The sequence below is a fragment of the Jeongeupia chitinilytica genome (assembly GCF_014652315.1).
GTDB classification, from domain to species: Bacteria; Pseudomonadota; Gammaproteobacteria; order Burkholderiales; family Chitinibacteraceae; genus Jeongeupia; species Jeongeupia chitinilytica.
In genome coordinates, this window is record NZ_BMYO01000004.1 from 91,381 (window position 1) to 107,981 (window position 16,601).

Genomic DNA, 16,601 nt, shown 5'->3' on the forward strand with positions numbered 1-16,601 from the left:
GTCAGTCGCCCCAGCGCTGCATCAGCTGGTGCGGTACCCCGAGCTGGTCGAGAATGCGCGCGACGACAAAGTCGACCAGATCGCCGATGTCCTTCGGGTGATGGTAAAAGCCGGGATTCGGCGGCAGGATCACCACGCCGAGTCGCGCCAGCCGCAGCATGTTTTCAAGGTGGATGACCGAGAACGGAGCCTCGCGCGGCACCACGACCAGCGTCTTGCGTTCCTTGATCATCACGTCGGCAGCGCGTTCGAGCAGATTGTCGCTGGCGCCGCCGGCGATCGCCGCCAGCGCGCCCATCGTGCACGGCACCACGACCATGCCGTCCCCCGGATTCGAGCCCGACGCCATCGGCGCGAACCACTCCTGCTGGCCCCAGACCTTGAGCCTGTCCTCGTCAACGCCGTACCGGGCGCGGAACTGCTTGGCCAGATCGTCGGCACGTCCGGGCCAGGTCTGGCCGAGCTCCTGTTTGGCGACGATCTGTGCCGCCTGCGTATACAGCACATGTACGGTACAGCCGGCTGCCAGCAGGCACTCCAGCGTACGCAAGCCGTATGGCAGACCCGAAGCGCCGGTGAACGCGAGCGTGATGGTTTTCATGGTGGATCCTCGAGCAGATGGGCGGCGATCAGGCCGTTGACGAGGCCGAAGCCCCAGGCTGCGATGACAAACAGCGGCACCAGATGTTTCAGGCCGTCATGCGGAATCAGCCACAGCCGTGCCAGCAAAAGCTGACCGGCGATATGGGCAAAAGCGGCCAGCAGCGACAGGCTGACCACGCCGAACCAGCGACGCGGCAAATACTGTGCAGCGGCCAGCACGGCAAGGCTGGCGACGCCGCCGGCAAGGCTGAGCGCAAAACCCGGCGAGAGGAAGCCGCCGAGCAGGATCGCGCCGCCGAAAACCCGCAACATCGACACCCACGCAGCAACGCGCCAACCGTGGCGGACCAGCGCATACAGCGTGACGATGTTGGCCAGCCCCGGCTTGATGCCGGGAATCGGCGACGGAATGCCGGCTTCGAGCACTGCCAGCGCGATGGCCGCCGCGGCGAGCCGGGCGACGTGCACGTCGTCCGGCCCCGGCCGCAGCTCAGTAACTGAGGCTGTCAAAGCCGCGCCCTCCCTCGCCGAGCAGTTCGATGCTGGTCCGGTTCGGCAGGCAGATCGCCGCCTCGCCGGCCCGCATCAGCCAGCCTTCGCGCACGCAGTACTGGCGCGGGCTCGGGTCGGCGGCGATCCTGGCCTTGCCGGCCGCCACCTCGATCACCGTGTCGCCCAGTGGTCCGGGCACCCTCAGCGTTCGCGTGGCGGCCAGGTCGACGTCGGCATACACCTTGCCGCCCTGGTACACACGTACCCGCGTTGCACTGCCCCCCTGCCAGCCCCAGAGCGCACTCGCCACGACCAGCAGCAGGCCGAACAGCAGCAACAGCCAGTCGCCCGCACGCAGGCGACCGCTCAGGGATATTGCTCGCGGTGCCGTACCAGTACCTGCCGGTGCTTGGAAAAATGCTTGTTCAGCTGTTCCGCCAGATAGACCGAACGGTGCTGTCCGCCGGTGCAACCGATCGCCACCGTCACATAGCTGCGGTTGTCGCGGTCGAATTCGGGCAGCCAGCGCTCGAGGAAACCGAGCACGTGGGTCAGGTAGCGGCCGACCTGCGGCTGGCGTTCGAGGAAGTCGATCACCGGCTGATCCTTGCCGGTCAGCGGACGCAGCACCGGATCGTAGTGCGGGTTGGCGAGACAGCGGACGTCGAACACGAAGTCGGCGTCGAGCGGCAGGCCGTGCTTGAAGCCGAACGACTGCACGACCAGCGTCAGCTTGCTGCGGTCGAGCGCGACGAATTCGCGCACCCAGGCGCGCAGCTGGTTGGCCGACAGGCCGCTGGTATCGATCCGGTGTGACAGCTCGGCAAAGTAGGCCAGCACCTCGCGCTCGAGCTGGATCGCTTCGGTCACCGTCAGTGCGCCGTTGGCCAGCGGGTGGCTGCGCCGGGTTTCCGAGAAGCGCTTGACCAGCGTTTCGTTGTTCGATTCCAGATACAGCAGGTGCACGTCGAGACCGAGCTCGACCAGTGCTTCGTAGTGTTGCGGGAAGCTTGCCAGGTTGTGCGCGCTGCGCGAATCGATGGCGATCGCCACGCGCGGGTAGCCGTCCTCGTCGAGCATCGCCACCGTCTGCGGCAGCAGCGGCGCAGGCAGGTTGTCGATGCAGAAGTAACCGAGGTCTTCGAGCGCCTTGATCGCGACGCTCTTGCCGGCTCCGGACAGGCCGGACAGCAGCACGACCTGCTGACGACGCCATACCATGCTCAACGCTCCTTCGGGCCTACTCGCCCATCTCCATGAAGCGCTGGTGGCGCTCGATGAACTCGCGGGTCGAGTCGATGCCGCGCAGTTGCAGGATGTAGTTGCGGACCGCCGCCTCGACCAGTACCGCCAGGTTGCGGCCCGCCGCCACCGGAATCACGAGCTTGCGCGTCGGTACGCCGAGGATTTCCTGTGTCGCAGCCTGCATCTGCAGCCGGTCGATCGGCGCCAGCGTATCGCCGCCGGCCTTGGCCAGATGGATGATCAGCTTCAGCGTCTTCTTCGGCCGGACCGCCGTTTCGCCGAAAATGGTGCGGATGTTCAGTACGCCGATCCCGCGCACCTCGAGAAAGTCGCGCAACATCGGCGGACAGCGGCCTTCCAGCGTCTCCGGATTGGTCCGATAGACCTCGACGACGTCGTCGGCAACCAGGCCGTGGCCGCGCGAAATCAGCTCCAGCGCCAGCTCGGACTTGCCCATCGACGACTCGCCGGTCAGCAATACGCCGACCTCGAGCACGTCGAGGAACACGCCGTGCAGATGCGTCGACACCGCCAGCGCCTTGGCGAGGTAATAGCGCAGCACGTCCATCAGGTACGGCGACTGCTCGGGGCTGGTCAGCAACGGTACGTGATGGCGCTCGGCGCCCTCGCGCAATGCATCGGGCACCGGCTGGCCGTTGGCGACGATCATCGCCGCCATTTCGCTGGCGAACAGCCGCTCGACCGACTCGCGCTGCGCCTCGGGCGACAGATCGAGGAAATACTTGGTCTCGGCGATGCCGAGCACCTGGATCCGGTTCGGGTGGATGAAGTTCAAATGGCCGACCAGCGCGAGGATCGGCTTCTGTTCGGCCGAGTCGTTGGTCAGCAGGTTGTTGGCGCCCGACTGGCCGGCGACCCACGTCAGCCGCAGCTTCTCGGCGTTGTCGATGAAGAGTTGCCTGGTCGTGATCTGCGGCATGGTCGCTCGGGGCTGAAAGAAAACGGGGCGAACGCATGGCGTCGCCCCTTGAGCTTACACGAGGGAGCCGCAGCTCAGAAGCCCGCGTACGGTTCCCAGGTCGAAATCAGCTTGTACGCCTGCCCCGCCTCGTCGAACGAAGACAGCTGCTCGCGCACCGTCTTGTCCGAAAACAGCTGCGCCAGCTCGGACAGGATCTGCAGATGCAGATCGGTCGCATTGGCCGGGACCAGCAGCACGAAAATCAGCGATACCGGCTTGCCATCCGGCGCATCGTACGGAATCGGCGCCTTCAGGCGCACGAAGGCACCGGTGGCTTCCTTCAGCCCCTTGATCCGGCCGTGCGGAATCGCCACGCCCTGGCCGAGGCCGGTCGAGCCGAGTTTTTCGCGTGCGAACAGGCTGTCGAAAATCACGCTGCGGGCAATGCCGTGGCTGTTTTCGAACAGGATGCCGACTTGCTCGAACACGCGTTTCTTGCTGCCGACATCCATGTCGAGGAAGACGTTTTGGGTCGGCAGAATCTTGGAAATCAGGCTCATTGCGAGAATCCATGAGCAGGAGGAACGTCGAAGCCGACCATTGTATCGTCAGCCGGCCCATAAACAAAAACGGGAACCCGTAGAACGGGTTCCCGTTGGCAGGAAAAGAACACTTACTCTTCTTCGGCCGCGACCTGGCGACGGATGCTCTCGCCATCATGACCGTTGCGCTTTTCCTTGTGCTTGACGATCTGCCGGTCGAGCTTGTCGGCCAGCGCGTCGATCGCGGCATACATGTCTTCGTCGATCGCCTCGACGTGGATGTCCTTGCCCGGCACGTGCACGGTTGCCTCAATTTTCTGCTGCAGGCGTTCGACCGAAAGGACGACGCCGACTTCGATCACCGCGTCAAAATGACGCGCTACCCGGTCGAGCTTGCTCGTGATGTAATCACGGATTGCCGGGGTCACTTCGAGGTGATGGCCGCTGATATTGAGGTTCATAGGTCTTCTCCTTCAGGGAAATCGCCGTTACAGGCATTTGCGCAGATTGACGGGAGGGATCTGCATCGCCTCCCTGTATTTGGCAACGGTTCGTCGCGCAACCACGACCCCTTGCCCTGCCAACGCTTCGGCGATGGCACTATCCGACAACGGCTTGAGCTTGTCCTCCGACTGGATCAGCTGGCGGATCTGCGCCTTGATCGCGGTCGCCGACGCTTCGCCACCAGCCTCGGTCTCGACATGACTGCCGAAGAAATACTTGAATTCGAAAATGCCGCGCGGGGTCAGCATGTACTTCTGGGTGGTGACGCGCGAGACGGTCGACTCGTGCAGGTCGAGTTCGGATGCGATATCGCGCAACACCAAGGGACGCATGGCGATTTCGCCGTGCTCGAAGAAGGCACGCTGCTTGTCGACGATGGCCTGGCCGACGCGCAGGATGGTATCGAAGCGCTGCTGGACGCTTTTGACCAGCCACTTGGCTTCCTGCAGCTCGCGGGCGAGCACACCGCCATCGCTGCGCTGCAGAATGTCGGCGTACATCCGGTTGACCCTGAGCTTGGGTCTGGCCGCGTCATTCAACCGCACTCGCCACTGCCCCTTGTATCTGCTGACAAGAACGTCAGCCACCACATAATGCGACGATTCGTCGCTCCATTGCGCACCGGGTCGCGGATTCAGACTGACGATCAGCGCCTGAGCGGCTTTCAGCGCCGCGTCATCGCATTTCAGGCGGCGTTTTAACCTAGTGTAGTCGCGTGCCGCGAGCAAATCGAGACTGTCCCGCACAATCCCGAGCGCCAGTTGACGTACGTCAGTGAACGGCAGTGCAGCCAGTTGCAGCGCCAGCGATTCGGCCATGTCCCTGGCGCCGACGCCGAGCGGCTCGAGCTGCTTGAGTCGTGCCAGCGCAATCGCCAGATCATCGGGTTCGAACTCGAATTCGCCGGCGAGTTCCGCAGGCAGCAGCGTGAGGATTTCCTCGAGCGGCTGGGTCAGGAAGCCATCCTCATCCAGCGCGTCGATCAGCCAGGTCAACGCGGCGCGGTCGCGCAACGGAATCGGCAGCAGGCCCGCCTGGGCCAGCAGGTGCTCGCGCAGGGTCAGCTCGCGCGCGATGTTGCTCGCCGGGTCGAAATCGTCATCGTCGTCGCCGCCACCACGCGCACCGCTGCCGCTCCCTTCCCAGCCCCAGTCGTCGCTGTCGAATCCCGACTCGCTGGCCGGTGCATCGTCGCCACTGCTCTCGGCCGGTGCTTCGGCCGCCCCCTCGCCTTCCGGCGCGGAGGAATGATCCTCGCCACGTTCGAGCAGCGGATTTTCGGCCAGAAAGCGCTCGACTTCCTGCTGAAAATCGAGCGTCGACAGCTGCAGCAGCTTGATCGACTGCTGCAACTGCGGCGTCAGGTTGAGCTGCTGGGAAAGGCGGAGTTGCAGCGATTGCTTCATGGCTGCGGCTACATCCGGAAGTGTTCGCCGAGATAGACCCGGCGAACCTGCTCGTTGGCGACGATGGCACTCGGCAGGCCCGACGCCATCACCGCGCCCTCGGAAATGATGTACGCGCGATCGCAGATCCCCAGCGTTTCGCGCACGTTGTGGTCGGTGATCAGCACACCGATGCCGCGCTCCTTCAGGAAACGGATGATGCGCTGGATGTCCATCACCGCGATCGGGTCGACCCCGGCAAACGGCTCGTCGAGCAGGATGAAGCGCGGGCTGGCCGCCAACGCACGGGCGATCTCGGCACGCCGGCGCTCGCCGCCCGACAGGCTCATCGCATTGTTTTCACGCAGGTGGGAAATGTGCAGGTCACCCAGCAGTGCATCGAGCTGGCGCGCCCGCTCGACCTTGTCGGCGACGTGCAGCTCGAGCACGGCGAGGATGTTCTGCTCGACCGTCATCTTGCGGAAGATCGAGGCTTCCTGCGGCAGGTAGCCGACGCCCATGCGGGCGCGCTCGTGCATCGGCAGATGGCCGATGTCGACGCCGTCGAGCCGGATGTCGCCGCCGTCCTTGGCGACCAGGCCGACGATCATGTAGAAGCTGGTCGTCTTGCCGGCGCCGTTCGGCCCGAGCAGGCCGACGACCTCGCCGGCGGCGACGTCGATCGACACGTCCTTGACGACGGTGCGCTTCTTGTAGCGCTTCATCAGGCCGCTGGCGCTGAGCACGGCATCGGTCATTGCGCTTCCTTGCTCCAGGACCCGCCGGACTTCGGCGCGCTGGCGGCCGCGGCCGGCTTGCTGGCGACAGGCTTGCTCGCGGCGGCCTTGACCGGTTTCGCCGCGGTCGCACTGGCATCCTTCTTCTTCGGGATCAGCGTGATGTTGACGCGGCTGCCCGGCTTGCCGTCGGTCTGCGCCTGGTAGGTCGACGTCGTCATCTCGTAGATGATCACGTCGCCGATGACCTCGTCACCGGTATCGCGGCGTACCCAGGCCTTGTTGATCAGCTTCAGGATGCCGGTCTTGCCGTCGTAGTCGTAATGCAGCGAATTGGCATCGACCCACTCGCCGGTATCCATGCGCTGGCGAAACTTCACCGGCTTGCCATCACCCAGCGAGAACTGGTTGCCGTCGGCGTCCTGCCGCACGGTGACCTTGTCGGCTTTCAGCGTCATGGTGCCCTGGACGACGATGACGTTGCCGGTATAGACGCCGACATTGTTCTTCTGGTCGAAGTTGGCGTGGTCCGCCTCGATGTTCATCGGTTTTTCGCGGTCGGCGGACTCTGCGTGCGCCAGCGGCGCGGTCAGCAGGATCAGCGCCGACAGTTCAGCGGCGCGGCGGCGGCGGGACATAGGTCGTGCTCACTTTGGAGAGGAGTTCCAGGGTTTCCTTGTCCAGATCGGCATTGAAGCCGACGCCGGACACGGTATATGCGCCCATCTTGCCGTTGACCGGCGTCTTGGACCAGACGAAGTTCTCGTTGGGCTTGACCCAGACGTCCGAGCTGACGACGTCGAGCTGCGGCTTGTCCGCGCTCGGCGCCCGGGTCAGTTTGGCGTCATCGGGAAACCAGACGAGGGTACCATTTTGTTCGGTGCGCGCGCGCTTGCCAACGACGGTCAGCTCCGGTGTATCGGGCTTGGTGTAATGGATGCGCGGCTGGTCGAGCCAGTTGGTGTCGCCGCTCGGATAGTGGCGCAACCGGTCGGCGTAGATGCGCGACAAGGGCTTGCCGTTCACGTCGAAACGGTAAGCGGTTGCATTTTGCGCGATCAGATCGGGATCGTTCGGTCGCTCGGGCCGGCCGATGCCGGGCACCTGGGCGACCTCGTTGAGGATCAGCACCAGCGCGCCGAGCGTCGCCAGCAGCACGATGGGCAGAAGCTTGGTCGACAGGCCGCCCATGGATCAGCGCAGGTAATGGGCCATCAGCCCGTCATAGGTACCCTGCGCCTGCATGATCAGCTCGCAGACCTCGCGCACCGCACCGCGGCCGCCGGCGCGGCCGGTCACGTAATCGGCGTGCTGCAGCACGATCTCGGGCGAATCGGGCACCGCCACGGCAAAGGCGGCGCGGCGCATCACCGGCAGATCGATCACGTCGTCGCCCATGTAGCCGCAGTCGTCGGCCGTAACGCCGGCAGCGCCGAGCAGCTCGCCGAAGGTCGCCAGCTTGTCGTGCGCGCCCTGGTAAACGAAGTCGATACCGAGGTTGTTGGCACGGTGTTCGAGCAACTTCGACTTGCGGCCGGTAATGATCGCCAGCTTCACGCCGGTCTGCTGCAGCATGCGCAGGCCATGGCCGTCGAGCGAATTGAAGGCCTTCATCTCTTCGCCAGCGTCGTTGTAATACAGACCACCATCGGTCATCACGCCATCAACGTCAAAAATCATCAGCCGTACGGCACGGGCTTTTTCCTGCATCTCGGTTTCCTTTGCTCAGACGACCCGGGCACGCAGCAGGTCGTGCATGTTCAGCGCACCGACGAGCTTGCCGGCGTCGAGCACCAGCAGGCCGTTGATGCGGCGTTGTTCCATCACCTGCACCGCTTCGGCGGCGAGGTGGTCCGCGTCGATCGTCAGCGGATTGCGGGTCATCACCTGCGCCACCGGCGTGGCCAGCACATCGCGACCGTCGTCGAGCGCGCGGCGCAAGTCACCGTCGGTGAACACGCCGACCAGCACGCCGGCGCCATCGACCACCGCGGTCATGCCCATGCCCTTGCGGCTGATCTCCAGCAAGGCATCGCGCAACAGCACGTCGTCATTCACGACCGGCAACGCCTCACCCGCGTGCATCACGTCACGCACGTGCACCAGCAGACGCCGACCGAGGCTGCCCCCGGGATGCGACAGCGCGAAATCTTCGGCCTTGAAGCCGCGCGCATCGAGCAGGGCCACCGCCAGTGCGTCGCCCAGCGCCAGCGCAGCGGTCGTGCTCGCTGTCGGTGCAAGATTGAGCGGACATGCTTCCTGCGCCACGCCGGCATCGAGCCAGATATCGGCAGCACGCGCCAGCGTCGACTCCTCGCGGCCGGCGAGCGCGATCACCTTGACGCCCAGCCGCTTCAGGCTAGGCAGAATCGCCAGCACCTCGTCGCTTTCGCCCGAATACGACAAGGCCAGCACAACGTCGTCGGCCCTGATCATGCCCAGATCGCCGTGGACGGCTTCGGCCGGGTGGACGAACATGGCCGGCGTGCCGGTGCTGGCCAGCGTCGCGGCGATCTTGCGCGCGATGTGGCCGGACTTGCCCATGCCGGTCACCACGACACGGCCGGTACAGCCCAGCAGCAGCGTACAGGCCGCATCGAAACGGTGGTCGAGCCGCGCGGCCATGGCGGTGATCGCGTCGGCCTCGATCGCCAGCACCTGACGCGCCTGCGCCAACGATTGCGTGATTTCACTCATGGGCCCCAGTATAAAAGAGCCATGCGGGGCGCGGCCAGCAAGTAGGCCACACCGGCAGGTATAATTTTTGCCAGACCCACCACGGAACCCTCCGGCCGCAGCCCATGCCCATCCATCTCTCGTCCCTGCTGCTGCTGCTTGCCGCTGCCGTCATCACCGTGGTGCTCTGCCGCCTGGTCAAGCTGCCGGCCATGCTCGGCTACCTCTTCGTCGGCATGCTGATCGGCCCCTATGCCCTGGGCCTGATCGCCAGCAGCGAGGAAGCCACGCACCTGGCCGAGTACGGCGTGGTGTTCCTGATGTTCACGCTCGGGCTCGAGTTCAACCTCGCCAAGCTCAAGGCCATGCGCCGCATCGTATTCGGCCTTGGCGCCGCGCAGGTCGGTGCAATGGTGCTGATCGTGATCATCGGGCTGGTGCTGATCGTCCGGCTGAACTGGGCGGCCGGGCTGGCGCTGGGCGGCGCGCTGGCGATGTCGTCGACGGCGATGGTGTCCAAGTTGCTGGCCGACCGCAACGAACTGAACGCCGCGCACGGCCAGAACGCGATCGGCATCCTGCTCTTCCAGGACCTGGCGGTCGTGCCGCTGCTGATCATGCTGCCGGTGCTCAGCCAGCCGGGCGAGGCGATGCTCAATGCACTGGGGATTGCCGCGCTGAAGATCGTCGTGGTGCTGTTCCTGCTGCTCAACCTCGGCCAGAAACTGATGCGGCCGTGGTTCAACCTCGTCGCCAAGCAGCATTCGAGCGAGCTGTTCATGCTCAACCTGCTGCTGGTGACGCTCGGCATCGCCTGGCTGACCGAGCTGTCCGGCCTGTCGCTGGCCCTCGGTGCCTTTCTCGCCGGGATGCTGATCGCCGAAACCGAATACCGCTATCAGGTCGAGGACGATGTCCGGCCTTTTCGCGACCTGCTGCTCGGACTGTTCTTCGTCACCGTCGGCATGACGCTGAACTTCAGCCAGCTCGTCACGCAATGGTGGCTGGTGCTGATCATCCTCTTCGTCCTGCTGCCCCTGAAGATCGCCATGATTGCAGGGCTGGCACGCTGGTTCGGCGCCAGCGCCGGCGTCTCGCTGCGGACCGGTTTCGCGCTCGGCCAGGGCGGCGAATTCGCCTTCGTGCTCTTGGCACTGGCCAACAGCGGCAAGCTGCTGCCCGAACCGCTGCTGCAGGCCACGACCGCAGCCATCGTGCTGTCGATGCTGGCGACGCCCTTCATCGTCCAGCACTCGGACAAGCTGGTACTGCGCTTTGCCGCGTCCGAGTGGATGAACATGGCGGCCAACCTGCACCAGATCGCGGTACGCACCATGCAGAGTCAGGGCCACGTGATCGTCTGCGGCTACGGCCGCAGCGGCCAGAGCCTGGCGCGGATTCTGACCGAGGAAAAGATCCCCTTTTTCGCGCTCGACCTTGATCCGGAGAAAGTCCGCGAAGCCGGTGCCGCCGGCGAGTCGGTGGTTTTCGGCGACGCCGCCAAGCGCGAGGTCCTGATGGCTGCCGGCCTGATGCGTGCCCGTGCGCTCGTGGTCAGTTACGCCGATACCCACTCGGCGATGAAGATCCTCGAACTCGCGCACCAGATCCGCCCGGAGCTGCCGGTCATCGTACGGACCTATGACGAAACCGATATCGACAAGCTCAAGAACGCCGGCGCGGCCGAGGTGGTCGCCGAAATCCTCGAAGGCAGCCTGATGCTGGCGTCGCACACGCTGATGATGCTCGGCGTGCCGCTGAACACGGTACTCAAACGGATCCGCCACGTCCGCGAAGACCGCTACCAGATGTTCCGCGGCTTCTTCCGCGGCACGACCGAGGATCTCGAGGACAACGCCAACCAGCCGCGCCTGCACACGATCCATCTCGCCAACGACGCCAGCGCCATCGGCCGGCGCCTCGGCGACATCGACCTGGCGGGCCTGCACGTCGAGGTCAAGGGCGTGCGGCGCAAGTCGATGCCGCCGGCACAGGTTCAGGAGGAGCTGGTGCTGCAGGAGAACGACGTTCTGGTGCTGCTCGGCGAGCCGGAGAACCTGGCCGCGGCGGAAATGATCCTGCTGCAGGGCAACTAGATCCGGCGAAACAAAAAACGCCCGGTCGGGCGTTTTTTGTTTCGTCGTCGATGACTCATCGTCCGCTCAAACGCGGCCGCTTTCCGATTTTCACCTGCACGGTCTCGCCCTTGCCGGCCCGGAAGATTTCCATCGGCACCTCGGTATCCGGCCGGAGCCCGGCGATCTGGTTGAGCATGTCCGACGAGTCCTTGACCGGATGACCGTTGATTCCCAGCAGGATGTCGCCCGGACGCATGCCGGCAGCGTCGGCCGGCCCGGCGCGCACGATGCCGGCGATCAGGGCGCCACGTGCTTCGGCCAGCTTGAACGACGCCGCCAGCTCCGGCGTCACGTCCTGCGCCTCGATGCCGAGCCAGCCGCGCGTCACGCCACCATCCTGGATGATGGCATCCATCACCTGTCGCACCGTCGTCGCCGGAATCGCGAAACCGATGCCCAGCGAGCCGCCACTGCGCGAATAGATCGCCGTGTTGATGCCGACGAGGCTGCCACGGGTATCGACCAGCGCACCGCCCGAGTTGCCCGGGTTGATCGCCGCATCGGTCTGGATGAAGTTCTCGAAGGTGTTGATGCCCAGTTGCGAGCGCCCCAGCGCCGAGACGATGCCCATCGTCACCGTCTGGCCGACGCCGAACGGATTGCCGATGGCCAGCACCACGTCACCGACCTGCATGCGCTGGACGTCGGCAAAGGTCAGCGTCGGCAACCGGTCGAGGTCGATCTTGATCACCGCAATATCGGTATCCGGGTCGCTGCCGATGATCTTGGCCTCGGCGGTGCGGCCGTCGGCCAGCGCCACCTCGATCTCGTCGGCCGATTCGACCACGTGGTTGTTGGTGACGATGTAGCCGCGATCGGAAACGATCACGCCCGAGCCGAGGCTCGACGTACGCTGCGCGTCATCGCCGCCGAACCGGTCACCGAAGAAACGCTTGAAGAACGGATCGTTCATCAGCGGATGGCTGCGGGGTTTGACGTCCTTGGCCGTGTAGATGTTGACCACCGCCGGCATCGCCCGGTGGGCGGCATCGTGATAGCTGTTCGGCGCCGCAACGACACCCGACGCCTCGGCCGGCGCCTGCCGCACGGTCACCACATCCGCAACCGGTCGCGGCAGCCATTGCGGTGCGACCAGCGAAATCACGAACCAGACCGCGAGGCCGATCGTGGCGGTTTGTGCGAAAATCAACCATAGCTTTTTCATCGGCAGAATGACGTTGATCGCAAGATTCGAATTGGAAAATTATATCGGACAACTGCTCGCGGTTGACCGATTCCGGGACTATTGTCCGAACGGCCTGCAGGTCGAGGGCCGGGATTCGGTCCGGAAAATCGCTACGGCGGTCACGGCGAGCCAGGCCGCCGTCGACGCGGCGATCGCTGCGGAGGCCGATACGCTGCTGGTCCACCACGGCTACTTCTGGAAAAGCGAAGCCGCGCCGATCCGCGGTACAAAGAAAGCCCGCATCGCCGCGTTGCTGGCCGCCGATGTCAATCTGCTTGCCTATCACCTGCCGCTGGACGCACATGCCGAACTCGGCAACAACGCCCGGCTCGGCGCCTTGCTGGGTCTGAACGCAACCGGCCGCTTCGGCGAACAGGACCTCGGCTGGCTGGGCGAACTGGCCGAGCCCTGTACGCTCGCCGACTTCGCCGACCGAACCCGTACCGCGCTCGACCGTGCACCACTGGTGATCGGCGACACAGCCAGGCCGGTCCGGCGTGTGGCATGGTGCACCGGCGGTGCACAGGGCTACTTCCACCAAGCGGTGGAACTGGGCATCGACGCCTTCGTCACCGGCGAAGCCTCCGAATTCGTCACCCACCTCGCCCGCGAAACCGGCGTCGCCTTCATCGCCGCCGGCCATCACGCCACCGAGCGCTACGGCGTGCGGGCGCTCGGGGAACATCTGGCCGGACAGTTTGGTCTGGAACTCATTCATCTCGACATCGAGAACCCGGTATGAACCTTCGTTTTCTCGTCTCCGTCTCCGCTGCGCTGCTGCTTGCCGCCTGCGCCACCCCGACAGCCCAGCCGCCAGCCGCCAGCACACCGGCTCCGGACCAGACACAGGCCCAGACTGCAACCGTTCCGAGCATCGTCATCGACGGCCGCACGCCGCAGGCCATTCTCGACGACGTCGTTGCCTACCGGACGCAGAAAGGCATGCGCGTACTCGCACGCACGGCCAACCGTGTCGAATTCAAGCAGGTCGTCCCGAAGGCCAAGGTCCCGACCGAAGCCCGCATGCGCTACGAGCTGACCCCGGCCGGCAAGGGCTGGAAACTGTCGGCGCGCGTCTTCCAGGTCAGCTACCCGGGCACGACGCGCGAAGCGGTCAGCGACATCACCCCGCAGGTCGCCGACAAGCTCACCGACGAACTGCCCCGTTACGCGCGCAGCGGCGCAAGCTGGTAGCAAGCCGGTCCCGTCGTACCCTCTTACCCACGCCGACCGTGTGGTCAGCTTCCTGTTCCCTCGCCGCTCGGGTAGAATTCACGGGTTTAGGTATTAGTTCCAGACATCAGGGATTGGGTATGAGTGACCAGCAAGTCGATAACAGCAAGCGGCGCTTCCTGCTGATTGCCACCGGCGTCGCAGGCGCCGGTGCGGTCGCGGGGATTGCGACACCGTTCATCGCGAGCTTCCTGCCGTCCGAGCGCGCCAAGGCAGCAGGCGCACCGGTCGAGGTAGACATCAGCAAGCTCGAGTTGGGCCAGCAGATCAACGTCGAATGGCGCGGCAAGCCGGTCTGGGTGCTCAAACGCACACCGGAAATGCTCGCCAACCTGCCCAAGCTCGACCCGAAGCTGCTCGACCCGAAATCGGACGGCAGCGTCCAGCCGGACAACTGCAAGAACGAAGGACGCTCGATCAAGCCCGAGATCCTCGTCGCGGTCGGCGTCTGTACGCACCTGGGCTGTTCGCCGACCTTCCGCCCGGACCTCGGCCCGGCCGACCTCGGCGGCGACTGGCTCGGCGGCTACTACTGCCCCTGTCACGGCTCCAAATACGACCTCGCAGGTCGGGTCTATTCGGGCGTCCCGGCGCCGAAGAACCTCGACATTCCGCCCTACAAATACCTGTCCGACACCCGGATCATGGTCGGCGAATAAGGCAAGGGGAGCTGAGGCATGAGCAAGGCACAACAAGTAGGACAACAGGTCCTGAACTGGGTTGACGATCGTTTTCCGCTGACGTCGACCTGGAAGGCGCACGTATCGGAATACTACGCGCCGAAAAACTTCAACTTCTGGTACTTCTTCGGTTCGCTGGCGATGCTGGTGCTGGTGATCCAGATCGTCACCGGCATCTTCCTGACGATGAACTACAAGCCGGACGGCAGCCTGATTCCGGGCACCAACGTCTCGGTCGCGTTCAACTCGGTCGAATACATCATGCGCGACGTCGCGGGTGGCTGGATCATCCGCTACATGCACTCGACCGGCGCGTCGATGTTCTTCGTCGTCGTCTACCTGCACATGTTCCGCGGGCTGATCTACGGCTCGTACCAGAAACCGCGCGAGCTGGTCTGGGTGTTCGGCACGCTGATCTTCCTGTGCCTGATGGCCGAAGCCTTCCTCGGCTACCTGCTGCCGTGGGGCCAGATGTCGTTCTGGGGCGCGCAGGTGATCGTCAACCTGTTCGCGTCGCTGCCGATCATCGGCCCGGACCTGTCGACCTTCATCCGCGGTGACTTCGTCGTTTCCGACGTCACGCTGAACCGCTTCTTCGCGCTGCACGTGATTGCCGTGCCGCTGGTGCTGCTGGCGCTGGTCGTCGCCCACCTGGTCGCGCTGCACGAAGTCGGCTCGAACAACCCGGACGGCGTCGAGATCAAGAAGAACAAGGACCCGAAGACCGGCATTCCGCTCGACGGCATCCCGTTCCACCCGTACTACACGGTCAAGGACATCTTCGGCGTTGCGGTCTTCCTCGCGGTCTTCACCGCCATCGTGTTCTTCTTCCCGAACATGTTCGGCTACTTCCTCGAGGACAACAACTTCATCCCGGCCGACCCGCTGAAGACACCGCCGCACATTGCACCGGTCTGGTACTTCACGCCGTTCTACGCCATCCTGCGCGCCGTACCGTCCTTCCTCGGCACGCAGGTCTGGGGGGTACTGGCAATGGGTGCGGCCGTGGTGCTGATCGCCTTCCTGCCGTGGCTCGACCGCTCGCAGGTCAAGTCGATCCGCTATCGTCCGCCGGTCTTCAAGTGGATCCTCGCCGTCTTCCTCGTCGCCTTCATCGGTCTGGGCATCCTCGGTGCACTGCCGCCGGACGGCCTGCGTACCGCGCTGTCGCAGGTGTTCTCGGTGATCTATTTCGCCTTCTTCCTCGGCATGCCGTTCTACACCCGCTGGGGCCAGACGCTGCCGGTACCGGAGCGCGTGACCGACACCAACGGCCGCCGCCAGATGATCTTCGGCATCCTGATGCTGGTGACCTTCCTCGGCGCCGCGATTTTCGCGAAACTGGTTTGATTGAGGACGACCACAAATGACCAAGCAATTCCGTCGTTTCCTGGCCGCCGTGGCATTCCTCGTCCCGGTTGCCGGCTTCGCCAGCGAGGGCGGCGTCCATCTGGACAAGGCCCCCGTCAACCTGCGTGACGTCGAAGGCCTGCAGCGCGGTGCGCAAACCTTCGCCAACTACTGCCTGTCGTGTCACGGCGCCATCAACATGCGCTACAACCGGCTGCAGGACATCGGCCTGACCGAAGACCAGATCAAGGCCAACCTGATGTTCGCCACCGACAAGGTCGGCGAGCCGATGAAGGTGGCGATGCAGGCGCACGATGCCAAGGAATGGTTCGGTGCCACCCCGCCGGACCTGTCGCTGATCGCGCGTTCGCGCGGCGCCGACTGGCTCTACACCTATCTGCGCGGCTTCTACCGTGACGACTCGCGTCCGACCGGCTGGAACAACGTCGCCTTCGACAAGGTCGGCATGCCGCACGTGCTGTGGGAACTGCAAGGCATCCAGGAGCCGGTCTACAAGACGGTGAAAGGCCATGACGGCAAGGACGAGAAGGTACTCGAGGGCCTGAAACTGGTGAAGCCGGGCCTCTTGACCCAGGTCGGCGAGAACAATCAGTACGACCAGCACGAGTTCGACAAGCGTGTCGGCGATCTGGTCAGCTACCTCGTCTACATTGGCGAACCGGCACAGGTGAAGCGCCAGCAGATCGGCTACGGCGTCCTGCTGTTCCTGCTGTTCATCCTGATCCCGATCACCTACCTGCTGAAAAAGGAATACTGGCGCGACGTGCACTGAGCACCGATTCCGGCAATGAAAAAGGCGCCTTCCGGCGCCTTTTTCATTGCCATAAAAACCTTTACACATCAATTGCTTAGGTCATTATTTCTGGCTTATCGACAACGAAATCGCT

At 64.4% G+C, this 16,601-nt stretch carries 20 protein-coding genes; 6 read left to right on the forward strand and 14 right to left on the reverse strand.

Going from position 1 to position 16,601, the window contains the following annotated elements:
- Position 1 precedes the first annotated feature (1 nt).
- From IE097_RS08230 to IE097_RS08290, 13 genes are all read right to left on the reverse strand, one after another.
- Positions 2-601 (reverse strand): flavin prenyltransferase UbiX, encoded by a 600-nt coding sequence (locus tag IE097_RS08230; protein WP_189459798.1) that lies wholly within the window; start codon positions 599-601, stop codon positions 2-4.
- Positions 598-1,113 carry a Gx transporter family protein gene (locus IE097_RS08235; protein WP_189459799.1) on the reverse strand — a complete coding sequence of 172 codons (516 nt, stop codon included), beginning with the start codon at positions 1,111-1,113 and terminating at the stop codon, positions 598-600. Before IE097_RS08235 ends, IE097_RS08230 begins: the two co-directional genes overlap by 4 nt.
- Positions 1,094-1,432, reverse strand: coding sequence for a NusG domain II-containing protein (locus IE097_RS08240; RefSeq protein ID WP_229797497.1), 339 nt, complete (start codon positions 1,430-1,432; stop codon positions 1,094-1,096). Before IE097_RS08240 ends, IE097_RS08235 begins: the two co-directional genes overlap by 20 nt.
- A gap of 29 nt (positions 1,433-1,461) precedes the next feature.
- Entirely contained in the window at positions 1,462-2,316 is an 855-nt protein-coding gene (gene rapZ / locus IE097_RS08245; RefSeq protein ID WP_189459800.1) for an RNase adapter RapZ, read from the reverse strand.
- A gap of 19 nt (positions 2,317-2,335) precedes the next feature.
- Positions 2,336-3,280 (reverse strand): HPr(Ser) kinase/phosphatase, encoded by a 945-nt coding sequence (hprK, locus tag IE097_RS08250; RefSeq protein ID WP_189459801.1) that lies wholly within the window; start codon positions 3,278-3,280, stop codon positions 2,336-2,338.
- Positions 3,281-3,354: 74 nt separating this feature from the next.
- The gene (ptsN, locus tag IE097_RS08255; protein WP_189459802.1) at positions 3,355-3,822 is read right to left on the reverse strand and encodes a PTS IIA-like nitrogen regulatory protein PtsN; all 468 of its coding nucleotides are present in this window, start codon (positions 3,820-3,822) and stop codon (positions 3,355-3,357) included.
- Positions 3,823-3,935: 113 nt separating this feature from the next.
- Complete coding sequence (hpf, locus tag IE097_RS08260; RefSeq protein WP_189459803.1) at positions 3,936-4,265, reverse strand: ribosome hibernation-promoting factor, HPF/YfiA family; 330 nt, start codon at positions 4,263-4,265, stop codon at positions 3,936-3,938.
- A 27-nt stretch (positions 4,266-4,292) separates the two neighbouring features.
- Positions 4,293-5,714 carry an RNA polymerase factor sigma-54 gene (locus IE097_RS08265; protein ID WP_189459804.1) on the reverse strand — a complete coding sequence of 474 codons (1,422 nt, stop codon included), beginning with the start codon at positions 5,712-5,714 and terminating at the stop codon, positions 4,293-4,295.
- 8 nt (positions 5,715-5,722) lie between these two features.
- Positions 5,723-6,451 (reverse strand): LPS export ABC transporter ATP-binding protein, encoded by a 729-nt coding sequence (lptB, locus tag IE097_RS08270; protein WP_189459805.1) that lies wholly within the window; start codon positions 6,449-6,451, stop codon positions 5,723-5,725.
- The gene (lptA, locus tag IE097_RS08275; RefSeq protein ID WP_189459806.1) at positions 6,448-7,068 is read right to left on the reverse strand and encodes a lipopolysaccharide transport periplasmic protein LptA; all 621 of its coding nucleotides are present in this window, start codon (positions 7,066-7,068) and stop codon (positions 6,448-6,450) included. The genes lptB and lptA overlap by 4 nt, the downstream gene beginning before the upstream one ends.
- Positions 7,043-7,621 (reverse strand): LPS export ABC transporter periplasmic protein LptC, encoded by a 579-nt coding sequence (gene lptC, locus IE097_RS08280; RefSeq protein WP_189459807.1) that lies wholly within the window; start codon positions 7,619-7,621, stop codon positions 7,043-7,045. The genes lptA and lptC overlap by 26 nt, the downstream gene beginning before the upstream one ends.
- 3 nt (positions 7,622-7,624) lie before the next feature.
- Positions 7,625-8,140, reverse strand: coding sequence for a KdsC family phosphatase (locus IE097_RS08285; RefSeq protein WP_189459808.1), 516 nt, complete (start codon positions 8,138-8,140; stop codon positions 7,625-7,627).
- A 15-nt stretch (positions 8,141-8,155) separates the two neighbouring features.
- Positions 8,156-9,127 carry a KpsF/GutQ family sugar-phosphate isomerase gene (locus IE097_RS08290; protein WP_189459809.1) on the reverse strand — a complete coding sequence of 324 codons (972 nt, stop codon included), beginning with the start codon at positions 9,125-9,127 and terminating at the stop codon, positions 8,156-8,158.
- A 104-nt stretch (positions 9,128-9,231) separates the two neighbouring features.
- On the opposite strand from IE097_RS08290, the gene IE097_RS08295 reads away from it, so the two are divergent.
- A complete protein-coding gene (locus tag IE097_RS08295) occupies positions 9,232-11,202 on the forward strand; it encodes a monovalent cation:proton antiporter family protein (RefSeq protein ID WP_189459810.1) in 1,971 nt (656 codons plus the stop codon).
- A 55-nt stretch (positions 11,203-11,257) separates the two neighbouring features.
- Here IE097_RS08295 and IE097_RS08300 read toward each other — a convergent pair whose 3' ends face one another.
- Positions 11,258-12,409: a Do family serine endopeptidase gene (locus IE097_RS08300; protein WP_189459811.1), complete on the reverse strand. Its 1,152-nt coding sequence runs from the start codon at positions 12,407-12,409 to the stop codon at positions 11,258-11,260.
- A gap of 7 nt (positions 12,410-12,416) precedes the next feature.
- Between IE097_RS08300 and IE097_RS08305 the strand changes: the two genes are divergently transcribed.
- The 5 genes from IE097_RS08305 (at position 12,417) to IE097_RS08325 (ending at position 16,486) form a co-directional block, all read left to right on the forward strand.
- Complete coding sequence (locus IE097_RS08305; RefSeq protein ID WP_229797498.1) at positions 12,417-13,172, forward strand: Nif3-like dinuclear metal center hexameric protein; 756 nt, start codon at positions 12,417-12,419, stop codon at positions 13,170-13,172.
- On the forward strand, positions 13,169-13,624 hold the full coding sequence (locus IE097_RS08310; protein WP_189459812.1) for a hypothetical protein: 456 nt from the start codon (positions 13,169-13,171) through the stop codon (positions 13,622-13,624). The genes IE097_RS08305 and IE097_RS08310 overlap by 4 nt, the downstream gene beginning before the upstream one ends.
- A 119-nt stretch (positions 13,625-13,743) precedes the next feature.
- Positions 13,744-14,322: a ubiquinol-cytochrome c reductase iron-sulfur subunit gene (gene petA, locus IE097_RS08315; RefSeq protein ID WP_189459813.1), complete on the forward strand. Its 579-nt coding sequence runs from the start codon at positions 13,744-13,746 to the stop codon at positions 14,320-14,322.
- An 18-nt stretch (positions 14,323-14,340) separates the two neighbouring features.
- On the forward strand, positions 14,341-15,693 hold the full coding sequence (locus tag IE097_RS08320; RefSeq protein WP_189459814.1) for a cytochrome b: 1,353 nt from the start codon (positions 14,341-14,343) through the stop codon (positions 15,691-15,693).
- Positions 15,694-15,709: 16 nt separating this feature from the next.
- Complete coding sequence (locus tag IE097_RS08325; RefSeq protein WP_189459815.1) at positions 15,710-16,486, forward strand: cytochrome c1; 777 nt, start codon at positions 15,710-15,712, stop codon at positions 16,484-16,486.
- Positions 16,487-16,601 lie beyond the last annotated feature (115 nt).

Bases quoted from the DNA above. Each gene is read 5' to 3' on its own strand.
- IE097_RS08230 (WP_189459798.1), bottom strand. From the start codon at position 601: ATGAAAACCATCACGCTCGCGTTCACCGGCGCTTCGGGTCTGCCATAC.
- rapZ (WP_189459800.1), bottom strand. From the start codon at position 2,316: ATGGTATGGCGTCGTCAGCAGGTCGTGCTGCTGTCCGGCCTGTCCGGA.
- hprK (WP_189459801.1), bottom strand. From the start codon at position 3,280: ATGCCGCAGATCACGACCAGGCAACTCTTCATCGACAACGCCGAGAAG.
- ptsN (WP_189459802.1), bottom strand. From the start codon at position 3,822: ATGAGCCTGATTTCCAAGATTCTGCCGACCCAAAACGTCTTCCTCGAC.
- hpf (WP_189459803.1), bottom strand. From the start codon at position 4,265: ATGAACCTCAATATCAGCGGCCATCACCTCGAAGTGACCCCGGCAATC.
- IE097_RS08265 (WP_189459804.1), bottom strand. From the start codon at position 5,714: ATGAAGCAATCGCTGCAACTCCGCCTTTCCCAGCAGCTCAACCTGACG.
- lptB (WP_189459805.1), bottom strand. From the start codon at position 6,451: ATGACCGATGCCGTGCTCAGCGCCAGCGGCCTGATGAAGCGCTACAAG.
- lptA (WP_189459806.1), bottom strand. From the start codon at position 7,068: ATGTCCCGCCGCCGCCGCGCCGCTGAACTGTCGGCGCTGATCCTGCTG.
- lptC (WP_189459807.1), bottom strand. From the start codon at position 7,621: ATGGGCGGCCTGTCGACCAAGCTTCTGCCCATCGTGCTGCTGGCGACG.
- IE097_RS08285 (WP_189459808.1), bottom strand. From the start codon at position 8,140: ATGCAGGAAAAAGCCCGTGCCGTACGGCTGATGATTTTTGACGTTGAT.
- IE097_RS08290 (WP_189459809.1), bottom strand. From the start codon at position 9,127: ATGAGTGAAATCACGCAATCGTTGGCGCAGGCGCGTCAGGTGCTGGCG.
- IE097_RS08295 (WP_189459810.1), top strand. From the start codon at position 9,232: ATGCCCATCCATCTCTCGTCCCTGCTGCTGCTGCTTGCCGCTGCCGTC.
- IE097_RS08300 (WP_189459811.1), bottom strand. From the start codon at position 12,409: ATGAAAAAGCTATGGTTGATTTTCGCACAAACCGCCACGATCGGCCTC.
- IE097_RS08305 (WP_229797498.1), top strand. From the start codon at position 12,417: ATGACGTTGATCGCAAGATTCGAATTGGAAAATTATATCGGACAACTG.
- IE097_RS08310 (WP_189459812.1), top strand. From the start codon at position 13,169: ATGAACCTTCGTTTTCTCGTCTCCGTCTCCGCTGCGCTGCTGCTTGCC.
- petA (WP_189459813.1), top strand. From the start codon at position 13,744: ATGAGTGACCAGCAAGTCGATAACAGCAAGCGGCGCTTCCTGCTGATT.
- IE097_RS08320 (WP_189459814.1), top strand. From the start codon at position 14,341: ATGAGCAAGGCACAACAAGTAGGACAACAGGTCCTGAACTGGGTTGAC.
- IE097_RS08325 (WP_189459815.1), top strand. From the start codon at position 15,710: ATGACCAAGCAATTCCGTCGTTTCCTGGCCGCCGTGGCATTCCTCGTC.